General features: G+C 56.0%; 18 protein-coding genes. 6 read left to right on the top strand and 12 right to left on the bottom strand.

Annotated features, from left to right (window positions below):
• Window positions 1-22: 22 nt before the first annotated feature.
• Both pyrF and ogt read right to left on the bottom strand, forming a co-directional pair.
• A complete protein-coding gene (gene pyrF / locus B7364_RS15445) occupies window positions 23-922 on the bottom strand; it encodes an orotidine-5'-phosphate decarboxylase (RefSeq protein WP_085340932.1) in 900 nt (299 codons plus the stop codon).
• A 50-nt stretch (window positions 923-972) separates the two neighbouring features.
• Window positions 973-1494: a methylated-DNA--[protein]-cysteine S-methyltransferase gene (gene ogt / locus B7364_RS15440; protein WP_085340931.1), complete on the bottom strand. Its 522-nt coding sequence runs from the start codon at window positions 1492-1494 to the stop codon at window positions 973-975.
• A gap of 160 nt (window positions 1495-1654) precedes the next feature.
• Between ogt and B7364_RS15435 the strand changes: the two genes are divergently transcribed.
• The gene (locus B7364_RS15435) at window positions 1655-3115 is read left to right on the top strand and encodes an AlkA N-terminal domain-containing protein (RefSeq protein WP_085340930.1); all 1461 of its coding nucleotides are present in this window, start codon (window positions 1655-1657) and stop codon (window positions 3113-3115) included.
• A gap of 9 nt (window positions 3116-3124) precedes the next feature.
• Here B7364_RS15435 and cpdR read toward each other — a convergent pair whose 3' ends face one another.
• Window positions 3125-3484 carry a cell cycle two-component system response regulator CpdR gene (gene cpdR / locus B7364_RS15430; protein WP_085341024.1) on the bottom strand — a complete coding sequence of 120 codons (360 nt, stop codon included), beginning with the start codon at window positions 3482-3484 and terminating at the stop codon, window positions 3125-3127.
• Window positions 3485-3662: 178 nt separating this feature from the next.
• Between cpdR and B7364_RS15425 the strand changes: the two genes are divergently transcribed.
• The 3 genes from B7364_RS15425 (at window position 3663) to B7364_RS15415 (ending at window position 6316) form a co-directional block, all read left to right on the top strand.
• Window positions 3663-4574, top strand: coding sequence for an N-formylglutamate amidohydrolase (locus tag B7364_RS15425; RefSeq protein ID WP_085340929.1), 912 nt, complete (start codon window positions 3663-3665; stop codon window positions 4572-4574).
• Window positions 4575-4938: 364 nt separating this feature from the next.
• Window positions 4939-5658: a 2,3-diphosphoglycerate-dependent phosphoglycerate mutase gene (gpmA, locus tag B7364_RS15420; protein WP_085340928.1), complete on the top strand. Its 720-nt coding sequence runs from the start codon at window positions 4939-4941 to the stop codon at window positions 5656-5658.
• Between the two features lie 4 nt (window positions 5659-5662).
• Complete coding sequence (locus tag B7364_RS15415; protein WP_085341023.1) at window positions 5663-6316, top strand: bifunctional diaminohydroxyphosphoribosylaminopyrimidine deaminase/5-amino-6-(5-phosphoribosylamino)uracil reductase RibD; 654 nt, start codon at window positions 5663-5665, stop codon at window positions 6314-6316.
• Window positions 6317-6318: 2 nt separating this feature from the next.
• Here the strand turns inward: B7364_RS15415 and B7364_RS15410 are convergent, their stop codons facing one another.
• The 6 genes from B7364_RS15410 to B7364_RS15385 form a co-directional block, all read right to left on the bottom strand.
• Window positions 6319-7245, bottom strand: coding sequence for a ParB/RepB/Spo0J family partition protein (locus tag B7364_RS15410; RefSeq protein WP_085340927.1), 927 nt, complete (start codon window positions 7243-7245; stop codon window positions 6319-6321).
• Complete coding sequence (locus B7364_RS15405; RefSeq protein ID WP_085340926.1) at window positions 7242-8051, bottom strand: ParA family protein; 810 nt, start codon at window positions 8049-8051, stop codon at window positions 7242-7244. The genes B7364_RS15410 and B7364_RS15405 overlap by 4 nt, the downstream gene beginning before the upstream one ends.
• On the bottom strand, window positions 8048-8728 hold the full coding sequence (gene rsmG, locus B7364_RS15400) for a 16S rRNA (guanine(527)-N(7))-methyltransferase RsmG (protein WP_157893738.1): 681 nt from the start codon (window positions 8726-8728) through the stop codon (window positions 8048-8050). Before rsmG ends, B7364_RS15405 begins: the two co-directional genes overlap by 4 nt.
• Window positions 8709-10580 (bottom strand): tRNA uridine-5-carboxymethylaminomethyl(34) synthesis enzyme MnmG, encoded by a 1872-nt coding sequence (gene mnmG / locus B7364_RS15395; RefSeq protein WP_106407660.1) that lies wholly within the window; start codon window positions 10578-10580, stop codon window positions 8709-8711. The genes rsmG and mnmG overlap by 20 nt, the downstream gene beginning before the upstream one ends.
• A gap of 103 nt (window positions 10581-10683) precedes the next feature.
• Complete coding sequence (gene mnmE, locus B7364_RS15390; RefSeq protein WP_085340923.1) at window positions 10684-11997, bottom strand: tRNA uridine-5-carboxymethylaminomethyl(34) synthesis GTPase MnmE; 1314 nt, start codon at window positions 11995-11997, stop codon at window positions 10684-10686.
• On the bottom strand, window positions 11994-12287 hold the full coding sequence (locus B7364_RS15385) for a DUF6489 family protein (protein ID WP_085340922.1): 294 nt from the start codon (window positions 12285-12287) through the stop codon (window positions 11994-11996). The genes mnmE and B7364_RS15385 overlap by 4 nt, the downstream gene beginning before the upstream one ends.
• 199 nt (window positions 12288-12486) lie before the next feature.
• On the opposite strand from B7364_RS15385, the gene B7364_RS15380 reads away from it, so the two are divergent.
• Together B7364_RS15380 and B7364_RS15375 are read left to right on the top strand one after the other, a co-directional pair.
• The gene (locus tag B7364_RS15380; RefSeq protein WP_085340921.1) at window positions 12487-13173 is read left to right on the top strand and encodes a dienelactone hydrolase family protein; all 687 of its coding nucleotides are present in this window, start codon (window positions 12487-12489) and stop codon (window positions 13171-13173) included.
• Complete coding sequence (locus B7364_RS15375; protein WP_106407659.1) at window positions 13170-14150, top strand: quinone oxidoreductase family protein; 981 nt, start codon at window positions 13170-13172, stop codon at window positions 14148-14150. The genes B7364_RS15380 and B7364_RS15375 overlap by 4 nt, the downstream gene beginning before the upstream one ends.
• A gap of 20 nt (window positions 14151-14170) precedes the next feature.
• On the opposite strand, the gene B7364_RS15370 is transcribed toward B7364_RS15375, so the two are convergent.
• The 3 genes from B7364_RS15370 to B7364_RS15360 all read right to left on the bottom strand — a co-directional run bounded on the left by B7364_RS15370 (window position 14171) and on the right by B7364_RS15360 (window position 16322).
• A complete protein-coding gene (locus B7364_RS15370) occupies window positions 14171-14716 on the bottom strand; it encodes a hypothetical protein (protein WP_085340920.1) in 546 nt (181 codons plus the stop codon).
• A 109-nt stretch (window positions 14717-14825) separates the two neighbouring features.
• On the bottom strand, window positions 14826-15248 hold the full coding sequence (locus B7364_RS15365; protein ID WP_085340919.1) for a helix-turn-helix domain-containing protein: 423 nt from the start codon (window positions 15246-15248) through the stop codon (window positions 14826-14828).
• 24 nt (window positions 15249-15272) lie between these two features.
• On the bottom strand, window positions 15273-16322 hold the full coding sequence (locus tag B7364_RS15360) for a LysR family transcriptional regulator (RefSeq protein WP_085340918.1): 1050 nt from the start codon (window positions 16320-16322) through the stop codon (window positions 15273-15275).
• Between the last annotated feature and the right edge of the window lie 141 nt (window positions 16323-16463).

Genomic DNA, 16463 nt, shown 5'->3' with positions numbered 1-16463 from the left:
CGTGCTCGATCCGCTTCGTCTATTAGGCCTCTACGACAGATGTGGACGCAGCCCGAAGTTCGTGGATGGAGGCCGCTAATGTGTCTTGAAATGCCAGTCGCCAGGCAGCAAGAGTTTGGGCTTCGGCGGCTTTTTTGCTGTATAGGATGGCGCGTGACGACGATACAGCGCCACCTTCATGACCATTAGGTCCGGGGACTAGCCCTGCCAATGCATCCTTTGCAGCCCCGCCTTGTGCTCCGTATCCCGGAACCAAGAATAAGGCATTTGGCAGGATGTGCCGCAATTTAACGGCTTCGGACGGCCAAGTTGCGCCGCATACGACCATTAAGGAAGAAAAACCCGACTGACCCATCAAGTTATTCTGCAGGCCGACCAGCTGTTCGCCGACCCGGACCCAAAGCGGCTGGCCCGAACAATCGAGATCTTGGAAATCCTTTGCGCCGGGATTGGACGTCCGCACCAGCACGGCAATACCTTTGTCTTCGGCTTTTGCAGCTGCCGCGAAGGGCTGTAGCGAGTCCAGACCGAGGTATGGGTTAACGGTCAAGCAGTCACAAGGTGTGGGTGCATTGGCCCCCAAAAAGGCCCGCGCATAGCCGTCGGCGGTTGAGCCAATGTCACCGCGCTTTGCATCAAGAATGACCAATATTCCTTGATCTCGGGCAAGGCGGCTCAGCCTCCCTGTTAAGGCTACCCCTTCTGCCCCCCAAGGCTCAAACAAACCAATTTGAGGCTTCACAACTGGAACCTTGCCAGAGACCTCTTCGATGACGGCGCTGAAGAAGCGTTCGAGGGTTTGAAGCTCGCCTGGAAGCCCAAAAATACGTGGGATAAGGTCAGGGAAAGGGTCAAAGCCAACGCATAGAGGCGTAGCATATAAGCGGGTTTGTTCGGTTAGGCGGTCGCCGAAAGTGGTCATGGGCTGTGTTTAAGCGATCTGGTTTGCTTTGCCCAGCGGGCAGGGGAGCCTTACAAGAGATTTTGTGGCAAAGCGCCTTCGTGCCGTAACAGCCAGTGCTTTCTTTCCATGCCACCCCCATAGCCAGTTAGGGTGCCGTTTGCCCTGATGACGCGATGACAGGGGACGATGAGGGCGATCGGGTTTGCACCATTGGCCAAGCCCACAGCACGCATGGCGCTCGGTTTGCCAATTTGCGCGGCAAGTTGGCCGTAGCTTAAGGTCTTGCCTGCTGGAATGGTTTGCAAGGCTTTCCAAACCGCCTGCTGAAATGGTGTTCCGCCGAAGGCAACAGGTAAGGAGTCCAAAGCGGTGGTATCGCCAGAGAAATAGGATTGAATGGCGGTCTGGTGGCGAAGCGGAGCAGGTTCGTCCTCAATGGCGAAAGTTGCTTTGGGATAATGGCGAGCCAAAAGCCGCTCCATCCGCGCTTGATGGTCCACCCATTCAAACAATCGGACTCGTTGGTCTTCATCAAGAAGAAGCATCATTGGGCCAGTTGGAGTGTCAAAATGGCTGCGGGAAAGTTTCATAATGGTCTTCCTAAGACGCAGGGGCGTCGAGTGCTAGGGTGTGCGCTTTTGGAGCTTTTAGCGCTGGCGGTTTTCGGACCTGCTCTGAGAGGACGTGCAGCCGGTCTTGCGATGTCCGAATTCCGCTAGACCGACTGGCGAGCCAGTGGCATGAGGGGGCATGAACCTCGATCACGACTCTTGCTATGCAATTATTTCGGCACGTGACAGCCGCTATGATGGCCGTTTTTTTACCGCGGTAAAAACCACCGGAATATACTGTCGGCCGGTTTGTCCGGCCCGCTTGCCCAAGAAAGAGAATGTGATCTTTTTCCCTTCTGCTGCCGTGGCACAGGAGGCGGGTTTTCGTCCCTGCTTGCGCTGTCGTCCTGAGACAGCCCCCGACACACCAGCGTGGCGGGGGACTTCCAGTTCGGTTGGCAGGGCCCTGCGCCTGATAGAGGAGGGCGCTCTCGATACTGGCAGCGTTGAGCAATTGGCTGCGCGTCTTGGCCTGGGTGATCGGCAGTTAAGACGCCTGTTTCTAAAGCATGTAGGTGCAAGCCCTGTAAGTGTTGCGCTGACCCGCCGACTCTTGTTGGCGAAGCAATTGTTGCACGAGACGAAGTTAAGCATCACCCAAATCGCGATGGCATCGGGCTTTGGGTCAATCAGGCGGTTTAATGAGTCTTTTCAGGAGGTGTTTAAGGTCGCCCCCTCGTTTCTGCGCCGCGAGATTGGCGTTGACGGACCCGGGGTATCTTCCGCTGAGTTGCAAGTCCGCCTGCGCTATCGGCCACCTTATGACTGGGAGGCGATGGCCACATTTTTAAAGGCGCGCCTCTACCTAGGTGTCGAAACATTTGATCGGGGCGTTTATCGCCGTAGTTTAAGGGTTGATGGCCGCATTTGTCTGATCGGCGTGTCCCGCGGAAAGGGAGACTGGCTGGATGTTCGACTGAGGCTGCAGGATTTGACAGCCGTGCCTAAAGTGATTGCCCGGGTGCGGGAGGGTTTTGATTTGGCTGCTGATCCAGAAATCATTAGTGGCCATCTCGGGCAAGACGAGGCGCTACGGCCCTTGACTCTGCGTCGACCGGGCCTGCGTGTCCCAGGGGCGTTTGATCCGTTTGAAATTGGTATTCGAGCCATACTTGGCCAGCAGATCACCGTCGCAGCAGCGATTAAATTGGGTGCGGCTCTCGTGCAGCATTTGGGAGAACCATTGCCGTCAGTCTGGGCGTCGGAAACAGGTGTGGCGCGATTATTCCCCACGGCGGAGGCGATTTTGGCTTCGCCGTTGGACTTTCTTGGGATGCCGCAAGCGCGCGTGAGGTGTTTGAAGGCTTATTGTCAAGCCTATGCGGATAGCCCCGACTTTTTTGGGGGTGAAACAGCCACTTTAGTCTCCCGCATGCAAGCCATCCCCGGTATTGGTCCATGGACTGCGAGCTATGTGGCACTGCGGGCACTACGCGATCCAGATGCATTCCCAGCAGGGGATGTGGCTCTCGCGCGTGGATTGGCTTTGCCGGATGGGACTCGCTTATCCCATGACGACTTAGAAGCTAGGTCGCAGAATTGGCGACCCTGGCGTGCCTATGCGGCCCAGCATGTTTGGACGGAACTTGCTTCGGGGTGACGGTCTCGCTTAAGCCGCCATAACCTTTTCCACTTCTGCGACCAGTTCGCGTAAGTGGAAGGGCTTGGAGAGTACTTTAGCTTTAGACGGGGCTTGATTGGCGGGGTTGAGAGCAACCGCCGCAAATCCTGTGATGAACACGATTTTCATGGCTGGGTCGACTTCGGCGGCGCGTCGTGCAAGCTCAACGCCATCAACCCCCGGCATCACAATGTCGGTCAAAAGCAAGTCAAACCCCATGGCATTCAAGGCTTCCAAGGCCTGATCGCCGTCTGGGAAATCCGCTACAATATGGCCTGCTTTGTTAAGCGCAGCGGCAAGGAACGTCCGCAACGAATCGTCATCTTCCGCCAAGAGAATTCTCGCCATCGTGGCCATGCTCCGTTAGTTGGTGGGTCCACTCATCGCGCAATATGGTGAAGGCGAGGTTGACAAGTTTTGCTGCGAAGCAATTTTTGCAGAGGTTGCTGTATGAAATTGCGATCGGTTTAGCTCAGTGTCTGCTGCTGGCTTTTGTTTTTCCGGTGGGGGGATTACAAGGTTTCACATGCAGATATGGGGTGCTGTGACAGGTTATCAGTCGGATAAGGCGGTTGGCACAGTGCCAACGCGGCCGCCTGCCTTTCGATTGACGCGACCTGATGTCGACAGGGCTGGCGTGATTGTTTGCTGTCCGCACTCTGGACGATTTTATCCTGAGGAGCTTTTGCGGGCGACAAAACTGGATCGCTTAGCCTTACGCCGCTCCGAAGACGCGTTTGTTGATGAGCTTTTGCACGCGGCACCCCAGCTTGGGGCCTCCCTTTTGGTCACCGATTTTGCGCGTGCTTATGTGGATCTAAATCGCGGTTTAGAGGAACTGGACCCCGAGCTGATTGAGGATGTGCCTGTTGGGGAGAGGCGTGTGCCTTCGCCGCGTGTCTTGGCAGGCTTGGGGGTGATTCCCCGCACTGTTGGCGATGGCGTCGATATCTACATGCGTCGGTTGGCATTTGCGGACGCACAGTCTCGGTTACGCGAAGTCTATATGCCGTGGCACGATGCCATTGCGGGTTTGATTGAAGAGAATAAGAGTGCGCTTGGTCAGGCGGTGTTGCTTGACTGCCATTCCATGCCTGCGTCTGCCTCGGGCTCGCCCGAGAGTGATATTGTTTTGGGCGATCGGTTTGGCGCGTCATGTGCGCCGATTTTTATGGCAGAGGCCTATGACTTTCTGCGCGCAAAGGGGTTTCGCGTGGCGCGTAATAATCCTTATGCCGGAGGGTTTGCGACCGAGCGTTATGGAAAGCCCGCCCAGAACCAACACAGTCTGCAGATCGAGATCAATCGGTCGCTCTATATGGTGGAAGGAGCGATGAGTAAGCGGGCAGGTTTTGCAGAAATGTCTGAAACCTTGACCGGTTTGTTGTCGCGAATGGTCGAAGTCGCTCAGACCCGTATCCAAAGGCGTGCAGGGTGACAAGGCTGATGAGAGCAAAAAAAGGGCCGGGCACGAGGCCCGGCCATATAGGTGTTTGGGAGGAAACGCCCAAAAAGGGCAGGGACGCCACAGCATCCATGGGCTTATTTATCTCGCATCTGCGAAATTCTCAAGGTTTTTTGCACTGAGAAAATTGTGATCAGACTGAATTTCGGATAATTCGGGTCTTAAACATCTGATAAATATAGATTTTAGAGATATTGCACTGCAGCATTGCAAATTTGAGTAGCTTTGGAATTGGCCTTGTTTGGGGCTTGGTTGGCTTGATTAAGCGCTCGGACATCCCTTATGTGGCCCGACATGAGGCCAAGCTACCGGTTTTTCGTCTTCTGAAGGGTTATCAATGTCGTATTTAGCGCTGGTTCGTCACGGGCAATCTCAATGGAATCTGGAAAATCGGTTCACTGGGTGGATGGACGTGAATTTAACTGCGGAGGGCGAAGCCCAAGCCCGCAAGGCGGGGCAGCTTTTGAAGGCATCTGGCGTTGGTTTCTCGCGCGCATTCACATCGCTGCAGACACGGGCGATTCGAACCCTATGGTTAGCTTTGGAAGAAATGGATTGCTGTTGGCTTCCCGAGGAGAAGAGTTGGTGCTTGAACGAGCGTCATTATGGCGCGCTCACAGGCCTTGATAAGGCTGAGACGGTTGCCAAGCATGGCGAAGAGCAGGTGCGGATTTGGCGTCGATCCTATGATGTTCCGCCGCCACCGCAGTCCAAGTCGGATCCGTTTCATCCCTCGCATGATTTACGTTACAGGAATGTCCCCTCGGGCGCTCTGCCCGATGGGGAAAGCTTAGCCATGACTTTGGCGCGGGTTCTTCCTTATTGGTCGTCGAGCATTGCACCGCATTTGGCGCAGGAAAATCTCGTTATATCTGCGCATGGCAATTCTCTTCGTGCGATCATCAAGCACCTGTTCGGACTAGATGAGGGCCAAATCATGGAAGTCGAAGTGCCAACGGCTAATCCTTTATTGATTGAGTTGGATGGGGCCTTGAAGCCCGTTTCAGCGAGATATTTGGATTCGAGCCGCGCGCAGCCCTTACCGGCCCTTGGCTGAAAACATGGGCGATCCGGTCGAGGTCTGGTCGCTGGCTGATAAGGCATTCATGTCTCGGGCGCTCGTGCTCGCCCGTATGGGACTGGGTGAAACCCAGCCCAATCCGAGTGTGGGCTGCGTGCTGGTGCGCGATGGCCTGATTGTCGGCGAGGGGCGTACCCAAGCAGGCGGACGCCCGCATGGCGAAGCGATGGCTTTGGCAATGGCCGGTTCAAATGCGGCCGGGTCTCATGCCTATGTGACCTTAGAGCCGTGTGCGCATGAAAGTGCACGTGGCCCCGCCTGTAGTTCGAGTTTGATTGCAGCAGGTGTGGCAGCGGTTACCTTAAGCGTGCTCGATCCAGATCCGCGCACGCGCGGCATCGGTGCCTCGCGCTTAGAGGCCGCAGGAGTTCAGGTGCGACTTGGTCTGTTGGAGCAGGAGGGTCGGGCGCAGATTGCAGGATTTGAGAAACGACTGCGCACTGGCCTGCCTTGGGTTCATCTTGGTCGTGACGATGGGACGTTTGACGCCGTGCTTACGGCTGGATTGCACGTTGAGCTCGCAGCCCATCTCGCCCAGCTCGGCGCACAAGGGGCTATGCGTGTTTGCCTGGTGGCTGGATCGCCCATAGCGGAGATGGCAACAGCCCTAAATCTTGTCGATTCTGCGGACTAAACTTATCGCGCGATGGCGGTGAGTTTGCGGCACAAATCGTCCAATTGTTCCAGGCTGCGATAGTGGATCGTCAAAGCGCCACCCTTGTGGCCTTTATGGGCGAGACTGACTTCGAGGCCCAACGCGGCAGATAGATCATGGGCCAATGCTTTTGAATCCGCATCGCCTTGGTCGTCCCGGATCGTGCCCGGCGTGCGCGACGACTCTGGTTTGGTGGCGAGTTTTTCCGCATCGCGAACGCTCAAGCCGCGATCAATGATCGCGCGGGCTGCGGCCAATGGATCTGGCGCGCTGATGATGGCGCGCGCATGGCCAGCGCTGAGTTCGCCGGATCGCACAAGGTCTTTGACAGATTCGGGTAGGGATAACAGCCGCATCATATTGGCGATGTGTGCCCGACTCTTGCCGACAGTTTCTGCGATTGCCTGTTGGGTGCGGCCAAAGCGCTCTGCCAATTGCTGAAAAGCCAGGGCTTCTTCGATAGGGTTTAGATCCGCGCGCTGGACATTTTCAACGATCGAGACTTCTAGGGTCGCCAAGTCATCGAAGGTGCGCACCAAGGCCGGAACGACATGCAACCCGGCCAATTGTGCGGCGCGCCACCGGCGTTCGCCCGCGACAATCTCATAGCGTCCAGAACCATCCTCTAGTTGACGCAACAGCAATGGCTGCAAGATGCCATGCTGGCGGACGGAATCAGCCAATGTTTGCAAGTCAGCCTCGTCAAATTGACGGCGTGGCTGCTGTGGGTTGCGGATGATTTGGTCCAAGCCAATTTCACGTGTACCGCCATCGGTGCCGCGGTCCTCGGTCGGGCGCGTTGTTTCTGCATCGCCCAAAAGTGCGGAGAGGCCACGGCCCAAACCACGCGCGGGACGGCTATCAGGTTTGGTGGTGGCTTTGGGGGCTAAGTCGGTTTCGTCGCTCATGCTGCTAACCTTGTGCGTTCACGATGCAGGACCTCGCTCGCCAAGCGCATATAGGCTTGGCTGCCCGAGCATTTATGGTCATAGAGGAGGGCTGGTTTTCCAAAAGAGGGCGCTTCAGAGACCCGCACATTGCGCGGGATTACAGTTGTATAGACTTTGTCGCCGAGATGGGTGCGCACATCCATAGCTACTTGGTCAGATAGATTGTTACGCTGATCATACATAGTTAGCACGATGCCTTGGATCTCAAGGGCAGGATTGAGAGAACCTTTGACGAGATCGACAGTCCGCATGAGTTGCGTCAGGCCTTCGAGCGCGAAAAACTCGCATTGCAGCGGCACCAGCACGGCATCGGCCGCAGTCATGGCATTTATGGTTACAACATTAAGCGATGGTGGGCAGTCTATGAGGATAAAATTGTAATGCACGCCATCTCCACGACTTATGTCCGCTCGATGGCGAGCTAGGGCATCGCGTAGGCGGAAGGCCCGGTTTGGCGCTTGGGATAACTCCATTTCTACCCCGGCAAGATCGACACTGGCCGGTATGACTGCGAGATTTGGAATTCGGGTCGCAATGGCGGCTTCGGCAAAAGAGGCCTCGCCCATGATGACGTCATAAGACGTCAATTTACGGGCAGCGGCGGACACGCCCAAGCCGGTAGAGGCATTGCCTTGCGCATCAATGTCAAGGATCAGGACGCTCTCTCCCACGGCGGCAAGCGCAGTGGCAAGGTTGATCGCGGTCGTTGTTTTGCCAACGCCACCTTTTTGGTTGGCCACGGCAATGACGCGTGTCTTCTTCATGATAGCGCGGACCCTGTTCTGGCTTGGCACTCGGTGATTTCAACGATGCAACCTCGCGCATCGCTTGCCGAGGGGTGGATTGTCGACTTAAACAGCCAGTTTGTCGAGGCCTGTTGAAGCTCTGCAGACACTTCTTCCCCTTTTGGAAACAGTGCTTGCGTCTGCGGCCCTTGCCACTTGTCTCCATAAGCAAGGAGACGCTCTAAGGCGGTGAAGGCGCGCGCCGTGATGACATCAACCGGCCTGGGCACCACATGTTCCAGCTTATCATTGATGATTTCGGCATGCACTTGCATCGCCCGTGCCGCTTCTCTCAAAAAGCCACAGCGCTTGGTGCTCGCTTCTATCAAGGTGACCTGGGCACCATGTTTCTGATGGAGAAGGGCGGCCAAGACCAGTCCGGGGAACCCTGCACCTGACCCAAAGTCGACCCAGGTTCGCGCGTCGGGGCGAGCGAGCGGCAGAATTTGGGCCGAGTCGAGAATGTGGCGGTCCCAAAATGAGGCCAGCGTCGACGCGCCCACTAAATTGATCCGCGGAGCCCATTTCGTCAGTATGGCTTGATAGGCCTTAAATCGTTCGATGGTTTCACGTGAAACACCATAGTCTGACATCAGTAGTGCTTGGACGGCCTCCGGGGTGTAGGCTTGGTTGGCGTCACGCGGTGGCACGGGCATTAACCCCCCGACGAACATAGGCCAAAAGAGCGGTCAGTGCCCCGGCTGTCAGGCCCTCAATCCGTGAGGCTTGCCCCAAAGTTGTCGGGCGAACGGCCAATAGCTTTTCGCGTGCCTCATTCGACAGACCGCCAACCGCGCGATAGTCGAGATCCTGCGGCAGCTCCAAATCCTCATCGCGTCGGAAAGCAACAATATCGGCCTGCTGGCGGTCCAAATAACCGGAATAAACCGCTTCGGTTTCAAGCTGCGTCAAGGCCCGCGCACTCATGCTAGACAAGTCGGGGAATAGAGCCATCAGACGAGGCAACCCAATTTGGGGATGGGCGATCAATTCCAATACGCTGCGCTTGCGACCATCTTGATTGACAGGCAAGCCAAGCTTGGCGGCTTCTGTCGGTGTGATGGTTGTCTCTGTGGCATAAGTGCGGGCCGATGAGATTTCCTGGAGCTTCTGGGTGAACTCCTGAGCTCGGCGCGCGCCAACAATCCCTAGAGACATGCCAATAGGCGTAAGGCGTTGATCGGCGTTATCGGCGCGCAAAGTCAAGCGATACTCGGCGCGCGAGGTAAACATGCGATAGGGTTCTGAAACGCCGCGCGTAATCAAATCGTCAATCAGCACTCCAATATAGGCCTCATCGCGACGGAAGCTGATCGGAGATAGTCCGCCGACACGCCGCGCGGCATTCAGCCCCGCCATCAGGCCCTGCGCGGCCGCCTCTTCATACCCGGTCGTGCCATTGATTTGGCCTGCCAGATAAAGACCGGGCACCGCTTGAACCGACAAGTCTGAACCCAATGCCCTTGGGTCCACGTAATCATATTCGATAGCATAGGCATAACGCAGGATTTCAACTTTCTCGAGACCCGGGATCGTCCGCATAAAGGCGGCTTGGACTTCCTCTGGGAAGGAGGTTGAAATGCCATTCGGATAAATGGTCGGATCGTCTAAGCCCTCCGGTTCCAAAAAGATTTGGTGCCGATCCTTGTCAGAGAAGCGGACAATTTTGTCCTCTATGGATGGACAATAGCGCGGACCGCGACCTTCAATCGCACCACCATAGACTGCCGAGAGATGAAGATTGTCGCGAATGATTTGATGCGTCGCCTCATTCGTCCAAGTTATCCAGCACGGAACTTGCGGCGTCGTGATGCGGTCATTCAGGAAGGAAAAGGGAATCGGTGGTTCATCGCCGGGTTGCTTCTCACAAACCGTGTAATCGATGGTGCGACCATCCAAGCGCGCCGGTGTTCCGGTCTTCAATCTGCCCATCGGCAGGCCAAGTCTATAAAGGGTTTGGGCAAGTCCAATGGCTGGCGCTTCATCAATTCGCCCAGCCGGCCATGTCTTCTGTCCTAGATGGATCATCCCATTCAGAAATGTGCCGGTCGTCAAGACAACGGCACCCGCCTCAATCCGGTCCCCATTACCCAAGACAATGCCGCGGCAACGTCCTTCGACCAGAATCAAATTTTCAACGGCAGCACTGAGTATGGTCAGATTGTCTTGGGTGTTGAGAAGCGATTGAATGGCTTCGCGATACAATTTGCGATCCGCCTGTGCCCTTGGCCCGCGCACCGCAGGGCCTTTCGAACGATTCAGCATGCGGAACTGAATGCCTGCGGCATCGGCAGCCTTGCCCATAATTCCGTCGAGCGCGTCGATCTCGCGGACTAAATGACCTTTGCCAAGCCCGCCGATGGCCGGATTGCACGACATTTCGCCGATGGTTGCGGCATTATGGGTGACCAAGAGCGTCCGCGCGCCGACGCGCGCGCTCGCTGCCGCCGCTTCGCAGCCGGCATGACCGCCGCCAATAATGATGATGTCATATGCGTTATGTGCCAAAGTCTTGCCTCTGATTGGGGCGGCCTACATAGCGAAACTCTCGACGCAGGTCGACTCATCCGTTCAGAGCTGTTTCACGTGAAACGCGACTATGCGTTCAGACTTACTTTCCAATGCAAAATTGGGCGAAAAGGCGATCAAGCACATCCTCCATATCCACCCGCCCCGTGATGCGTCCTAGGGCACGGGCCGCGAGACGCAAATCCTCGGCCACCAGCTCTGGCGCATGAACCGATGCTGTCAAGGCGCGGTCCAATGCGTCGATCCCTTCTCGCACCGCCTCTTGATGACGAAGACGCGTGAGTGGCGCGGACTCTGATTTTCCAAGATCGGATTGGGCCCGTTCGATGATCACTGCTTCAAGCGCATCGAGGCCTTGTCGTGTCACGCTAGACACTGCCAACTCGCCGGCGCTCGGTGCGGCCCAGTCGAGCCGATCGGCCTGGCCCAGAAGCCACAAGTCTCCAGCCTTCATCAGGTCTGCAAACTCTGCCTTATCTTCGTGATCTGTAATCAAGCCCAATCGTAAGTCTGCTTCGACGGCCCTTTGACGTGCTCGACGGACCCCTTCAGCTTCAATAAGATCGGAGGACTCTCTGATCCCTGCGGTATCTGAGATCAAGACGACCATGCCGCCTATCACCAATCGTACCTCGACAATGTCACGTGTCGTACCTGGAATGGCTGATACAATCGCTGCTTCTCGCCGCGCTAGCTGATTGATTAAACTTGATTTTCCAGCATTTGGCTTGCCCACGATGGCTATCTGGAACCCCGTCCGAACCCGCTCTGCCCGGCGAGACTCTGCCAGATACGTCTCAAGCCGTCGCTTTAAGTCCTCAATCCGTTGACGTGCACGTTCACTCAGGCCCGGTGGCAAGTCTTCATCGGGAAAATCAATGTCGCCCTCGGCATCGGCCAAACAGTCAATGACCGCTTCTCGCCACCGACCAATTTCATCGGCCAGCGCGCCTTCCATCTGCCGCAACGCTTGCCGACGTTGTGCCGCCGTCTCCGCCTCAACCAAATCAGCCAAGCCTTCGGCCGCGGAAAGGTCCATCTTGCCATGGATGAAGGCCCGCCGGCTAAACTCGCCTGCGTCAGCGAGGCGGACCCCTGCCATGCCGAGGCACGCCTCTATCGTATCCCGTACGACGGCGCGACCACCATGGACATGCAGCTCTAGAACGTCTTCGCCTGTAAAGCTTCTCGGCCCGGGAAAGAAAATAACCAAAGCATTATCAATAGGTTCGCCATCAAGGTCGCGCAGTTTCGCAAGCTTGGCTTGCCGGGCCGGTGGCACTTTGCCAATCAAGACTTCTGCCACGTTTGAACAAGCTGGCCCCGACAATCGGATAATGCTGACCCCAGCTGGCCCCGGGCCAGAAGCAAGCGCCACAATGGTAGAAGCTGTCACGAGGTCTTGTCGCTCGCGCTCTTGTCCGTAGTAGAAGTGGGTTTTGTGCCGACATCACTGGTGGCAACCTTCAAGGCAGCCCCGACCAAGGCTCCAAAAGCTTCGGTCGCTGCCCCACCAAGCCCAGTCCACGTCCGCAACATGGGTTCTACGTCCACCATATTGCCGGTTTTCTCGAGCTTATCCTTAGCGATCCCCACGAAGGTCTCTTGAATGGAGGTCAAGTTCGGCATGCCCAAAAGCTCTCGTGCTTCACTAGGGGTCAAATCCACTTCAATGCTGACTTTCATGCTACCGATCTCCAAATCTGCGGTCCCAAAGGCCTGACCACCTTATCATCCGTTGCAGCCTTCTTGAAAGATAACAAAACTGATTGTCATCTTGTGGTCTTCCGACTAGGTCATAGCCGTAACACCCCTCACTTGGGACGCGACTTCCATCAGGTCAAGCGAGGCGGCGATCAATTCTGATTTTGCGGAGGATACACATATGGGCGAGCATGTCACGATCAATGGACCAGATGGCGCATTTTCGGCCTATGTTGCCAAGCCAGCGCAAGCCAATGGCCGCGCTTTGGTCGTGATACAAGAGATTTTTGGCGTCAATAAAGTTATGCGTGACCTCGCAGATGCCTATGCCGCCCAGGGTTATCTGGCCGTGGTTCCCGATCTCTTCTGGCGCATTCAGCCAGGCATTGATATCACGGACCAAACGCCAGAAGAATGGCAGCAGGCCTTTGATTATTTTGGTAAGTTCAACGTCGACACCGGCGTGATCGACATTCAGGCAACCATTGATTATGTCCGCCAAACCCATGCCTCCGTTGGCTCGGTTGGCTATTGCTTAGGTGGCTTATTGGCGTATCTGACGGCAACTCGGACCACCATTAACGCCAGCGTCAGCTATTATGGGGTCGGCATTCAAGACCGTTTGGCGGAAGCCAATGCTGGGACCCGGCCCTTGCTCCTGCATGTCGCATCCGAAGATTCTTTTGTGAATAAGGAGGCACAAGCCGCCATGAAGGCGGGCCTATCTGGTCATGCCCAAATCCGTATGCATGTCTATGATGGTCTGGATCACGCCTTTGCCCGTGTGGGGGGCCAACATTATGATGCCGCCGGAGCTGCGCTGGCGAATGAGCGCACAATGGCCTTCTTTGCTGAGACCCTGTCATGATGCGCCAAATCGGCCTGACGCGGCTTGGCGGTCCCGAAGTTCTTGAACTGCGCGACGTGCCGATCCCCAATCCGAAGTCGCATGAAATCTTGATTGAGATGGCTGCATGCGGCCTCAACTTCATTGATACGTATCAGCGCACCGGCCTTTATCCGATATCGCTGCCTTCAGGCCTCGGCCTCGAGGGGGCGGGGATTGTAACTGCAATTGGTGAGGCTGTAACCCGTTTTGCAATTGGCGATCGGGTGGCTTTCTCCTCTGGCCCACTTGGGGCCTATGCGGATTTTGCCGCCGTGCCAGAGGGACGTGCCGTAAAAGTTCCAGATGGAATTGGCTTAGATGTCGCTGCTGCTATTCTTTTGAAGGGTCTGACGGCAGAATTTTTGATCCAAAGATTACGACCGCTCAAAGCCGGCGACACCGTCCTTTTCCATGCTGCTGCCGGTGGGGTTGGTCTGATTGCTTGCGCGTGGCTTGCCCATTTGGGGGTGCGGGTCATTGGAACAGTCGGCAGCGAGGAGAAAGCGAAACTCGCACGCCAACATGGCTGCTCTGACATCATTCTTTATCGCTCAGAGCCGATTGCTGAGCGGGTCAAGGAACTGACCAGCGGCAGGGGCTGCGAAGTCGTTTATGACTCAGTTGGTGCCGACACCTTGGTTGCTTCCCTCGACACCGCAGCACGTCGCGGCTTGGTCGTCAGTTTCGGCAACGCCTCAGGGCCGCCTGCGCCTGTCTCCCCGTTGGAGCTATCTCGCCGTGGTTCGCTTTTCCTGACAAGGCCGACCTTATTCGACTATGTTGCAACCACGCCAGAGCTCGATCAAGCCGCAAAGGACTTGTTTGATCTTGTTGAGAGCGGCGTGATCCGTCCCGTGATAGGCGCGCGCTATCCGCTGGAGCAGGCGGCGGACGCCCACCGCGCTTTGGAAGGCCGTCTCACAACGGGTGCCACGATCTTGCTGCCTCGCCCTTAGCCTCTAAAGCAGAGGTCACTTCAGTCTGAGGCGGCTTCAAGCTCATCGCGCAAGACATAGCCAACCCTCTTCTCTTTGTAGCGCGTAATCTCGGCCCATTTGCCCGTGGGCGTCTCAGTATAGCCCCAAATCTGGATCATGGTGCCCGGTGGAATTGCATCGGTCTGAGCCGTTGCCGGATCTGGTTCTTCGTAAAGGGAGATAGGCTTCTGAAGCGCCTTGGCGCGATAAGCCCCCGTCAAAACGGGCCGACGATCTACATCGATGTCCGAAAGCGGGATGAAACCGTTGCTGGAAGGCGGAACCATGACCATGGCCCAGCCATCTAATTCTCGTGACAACATCACATTGACTTCCGCGCCGCGCTCTAAAGTCTGCAAAACTTCGCCGCCAGGTTTGATCTGGCTTTGGATAAAGGCTTTGGTTCGGGCGTAACGAATATCTGGCTTTGGCTTCACAAACCAGTAAATCAAGCCCCCCGTGGCCAGAAGCGCCAGCAAGACTGGAATCGCGCGACCCAAAAAGGAGGAAGGCTTTTGGGAAACAACACTTAAATCAACAGACATTCAAACTAACCTCACTCTGATGAGGTTTACTATGATGTCCCGTTGAAGTTGTGTCTAGCCCTGTCACTGGCGCTGGGACACGAAGGTCCCAAACGCCGCGGCACAGAATTTAGTCGGCCAGCAATTTGACCAAATCAATGGCCTTCTGCCGTTGTTTCGGCGATTTAATTGCGGCAAAGGCGATCACCAAGTCGGTCGCATCTGGATTCTGTGCAATCAAGCTCAAAATCGACGACTGGGGCCCTTCGGTACGCTCGGATTTCGGGGTCAAGCCATATTGCGAGCAATCAACACCCTCGTAGAAATACTCTGGACCAACACCCAAAACACAGGAAATTTGGAAAAGACGCGAGGCGGAAATACGGTTGACGCCGCGCTCGTACTTCTGAAGCTGTTGAAATGAAATGCCCAAGGCTTGGGCCAGCTGGTCTTGCGTCATGTCGACGGCATCTCGTTGCCGGCGGACTCGCTGCGCGACAAAATGATCGAGGTCATCGGCCTTACGGGGGTTTACGTTCTCTTTTACGGACACTTCACATACTCCATTACTACGAACTTAGACGCCAGAAGCGGCGATACGGCGCTTAGGTACCTGTGTTTGCGCAGATACCCTCTCGGTAACTTTGCCTGCCCCGAGCGGCAGGTTAGACGTTTGGCCATCGATGAAGGGGCCAAATTCGCTGGGCGATACATATTCTCTGCGATACCAAGGCTTCGTTTTCTGGTCGAAAACAGCTTCGAGCCATTTCAATACGACCTTAATGCGTGGAATCCGCTCGATGTCGCGATGATACACCAGGCTCATCTCAACCGGTTCGACGGCATCTCCAATCATAACGAGTTCGGGATAAATGGCCGCCAGGACAGTCGGCATCCCTGCAATGCCAATCCCGGCCAAAACACCCTCGACCACGGCAGCGCTCGAATTGGTTTCTATCCGCCGCCGTGCCAGATCCTGAAACGCGGGCACTTTACGGGTCATGTTGGACGTCAGCGTTTGGCCGGTGTGGTGCAAAAAGGGATGACGTAACGCTTCCTCGACGGTTTCCGGCTTCCCATAAAGTTCAAAATAGGACCGCGTTCCAAACAGGCCGTAATGGAAATAGGCCACGGGCTTCGAAATATAGCCCGGAGCCGGTTCCGCGTTGAAAACTAATGAGATTTCAGCATCAGCCTCCACGGGATTATTCGGCCATAAGCCACAATCCAACCGCAAGTCGAGTTTGGGATTTTCCCGCAGCAACTGGGTTAGGGCGGGTGTCAAAAGATAGGCTCCAACCCCATCCGAACAGGACAAAGTAACGGCACCTATGGGGGAAGTTGCTTCTGAGTCCAATACTTCGCGTTCGAGCTCAGCAATTTGGCTTTCAATGGTTCGAACACGCGCCAAGGCCATTTCGCCGGCTTTCGTCAGCACAACGCCCTGCGCGGTCCGCCGCACCAGACGTGCATTGAGGCGGGCCTCTAATTGGTCCAAAGCACGAGACACCGTCGAGGGATCAACCCGCAAGCTGCGCGCGGCCGCATTTAGCCCGCCGCAGACCGCGACCGCATAGAAAACATGTAGATCAGACAAGTCTGACCGATGGCGGACGACTTCCTTCAATTAGGGTCCCCTCAAGTAAGCAGCCACTGTATTGCAATTTTTCTGGCTCCCCAAGCTTTTTTTGCTGAGTAAATCTTTGCCTGCAACCAATTGGTAGCCGAGCCACCTTGGGCAGCGCTCTCGTGCTTCCTTTGGCGGGGG

This window comes from Aquidulcibacter paucihalophilus (genome assembly GCF_002105465.1).
Classification (GTDB): domain Bacteria; phylum Pseudomonadota; class Alphaproteobacteria; order Caulobacterales; family Aquidulcibacteraceae; genus Aquidulcibacter; species Aquidulcibacter paucihalophilus.
Note: the sequence above shows the minus strand (reverse complement) of the source record. Positions and strands in the feature narration are given on the sequence as shown.

Excerpts from the sequence above, each read along its gene's own strand:
- pyrF (WP_085340932.1), bottom strand. The coding sequence starts at position 922 with ATGACCACTTTCGGCGACCGCCTAACCGAACAAACCCGCTTATATGCT.
- ogt (WP_085340931.1), bottom strand. The coding sequence starts at position 1,494 with ATGAAACTTTCCCGCAGCCATTTTGACACTCCAACTGGCCCAATGATG.
- B7364_RS15435 (WP_085340930.1), top strand. The coding sequence starts at position 1,655 with ATGAACCTCGATCACGACTCTTGCTATGCAATTATTTCGGCACGTGAC.
- cpdR (WP_085341024.1), bottom strand. The coding sequence starts at position 3,484 with ATGGCGAGAATTCTCTTGGCGGAAGATGACGATTCGTTGCGGACGTTC.
- B7364_RS15425 (WP_085340929.1), top strand. The coding sequence starts at position 3,663 with ATGCAGATATGGGGTGCTGTGACAGGTTATCAGTCGGATAAGGCGGTT.
- gpmA (WP_085340928.1), top strand. The coding sequence starts at position 4,939 with ATGTCGTATTTAGCGCTGGTTCGTCACGGGCAATCTCAATGGAATCTG.
- B7364_RS15415 (WP_085341023.1), top strand. The coding sequence starts at position 5,663 with ATGGGCGATCCGGTCGAGGTCTGGTCGCTGGCTGATAAGGCATTCATG.
- B7364_RS15410 (WP_085340927.1), bottom strand. The coding sequence starts at position 7,245 with ATGAGCGACGAAACCGACTTAGCCCCCAAAGCCACCACCAAACCTGAT.
- B7364_RS15405 (WP_085340926.1), bottom strand. The coding sequence starts at position 8,051 with ATGAAGAAGACACGCGTCATTGCCGTGGCCAACCAAAAAGGTGGCGTT.
- rsmG (WP_157893738.1), bottom strand. The coding sequence starts at position 8,728 with ATGCCCGTGCCACCGCGTGACGCCAACCAAGCCTACACCCCGGAGGCC.
- B7364_RS15385 (WP_085340922.1), bottom strand. The coding sequence starts at position 12,287 with ATGAAAGTCAGCATTGAAGTGGATTTGACCCCTAGTGAAGCACGAGAG.
- B7364_RS15380 (WP_085340921.1), top strand. The coding sequence starts at position 12,487 with ATGGGCGAGCATGTCACGATCAATGGACCAGATGGCGCATTTTCGGCC.
- B7364_RS15375 (WP_106407659.1), top strand. The coding sequence starts at position 13,170 with ATGATGCGCCAAATCGGCCTGACGCGGCTTGGCGGTCCCGAAGTTCTT.
- B7364_RS15370 (WP_085340920.1), bottom strand. The coding sequence starts at position 14,716 with ATGTCTGTTGATTTAAGTGTTGTTTCCCAAAAGCCTTCCTCCTTTTTG.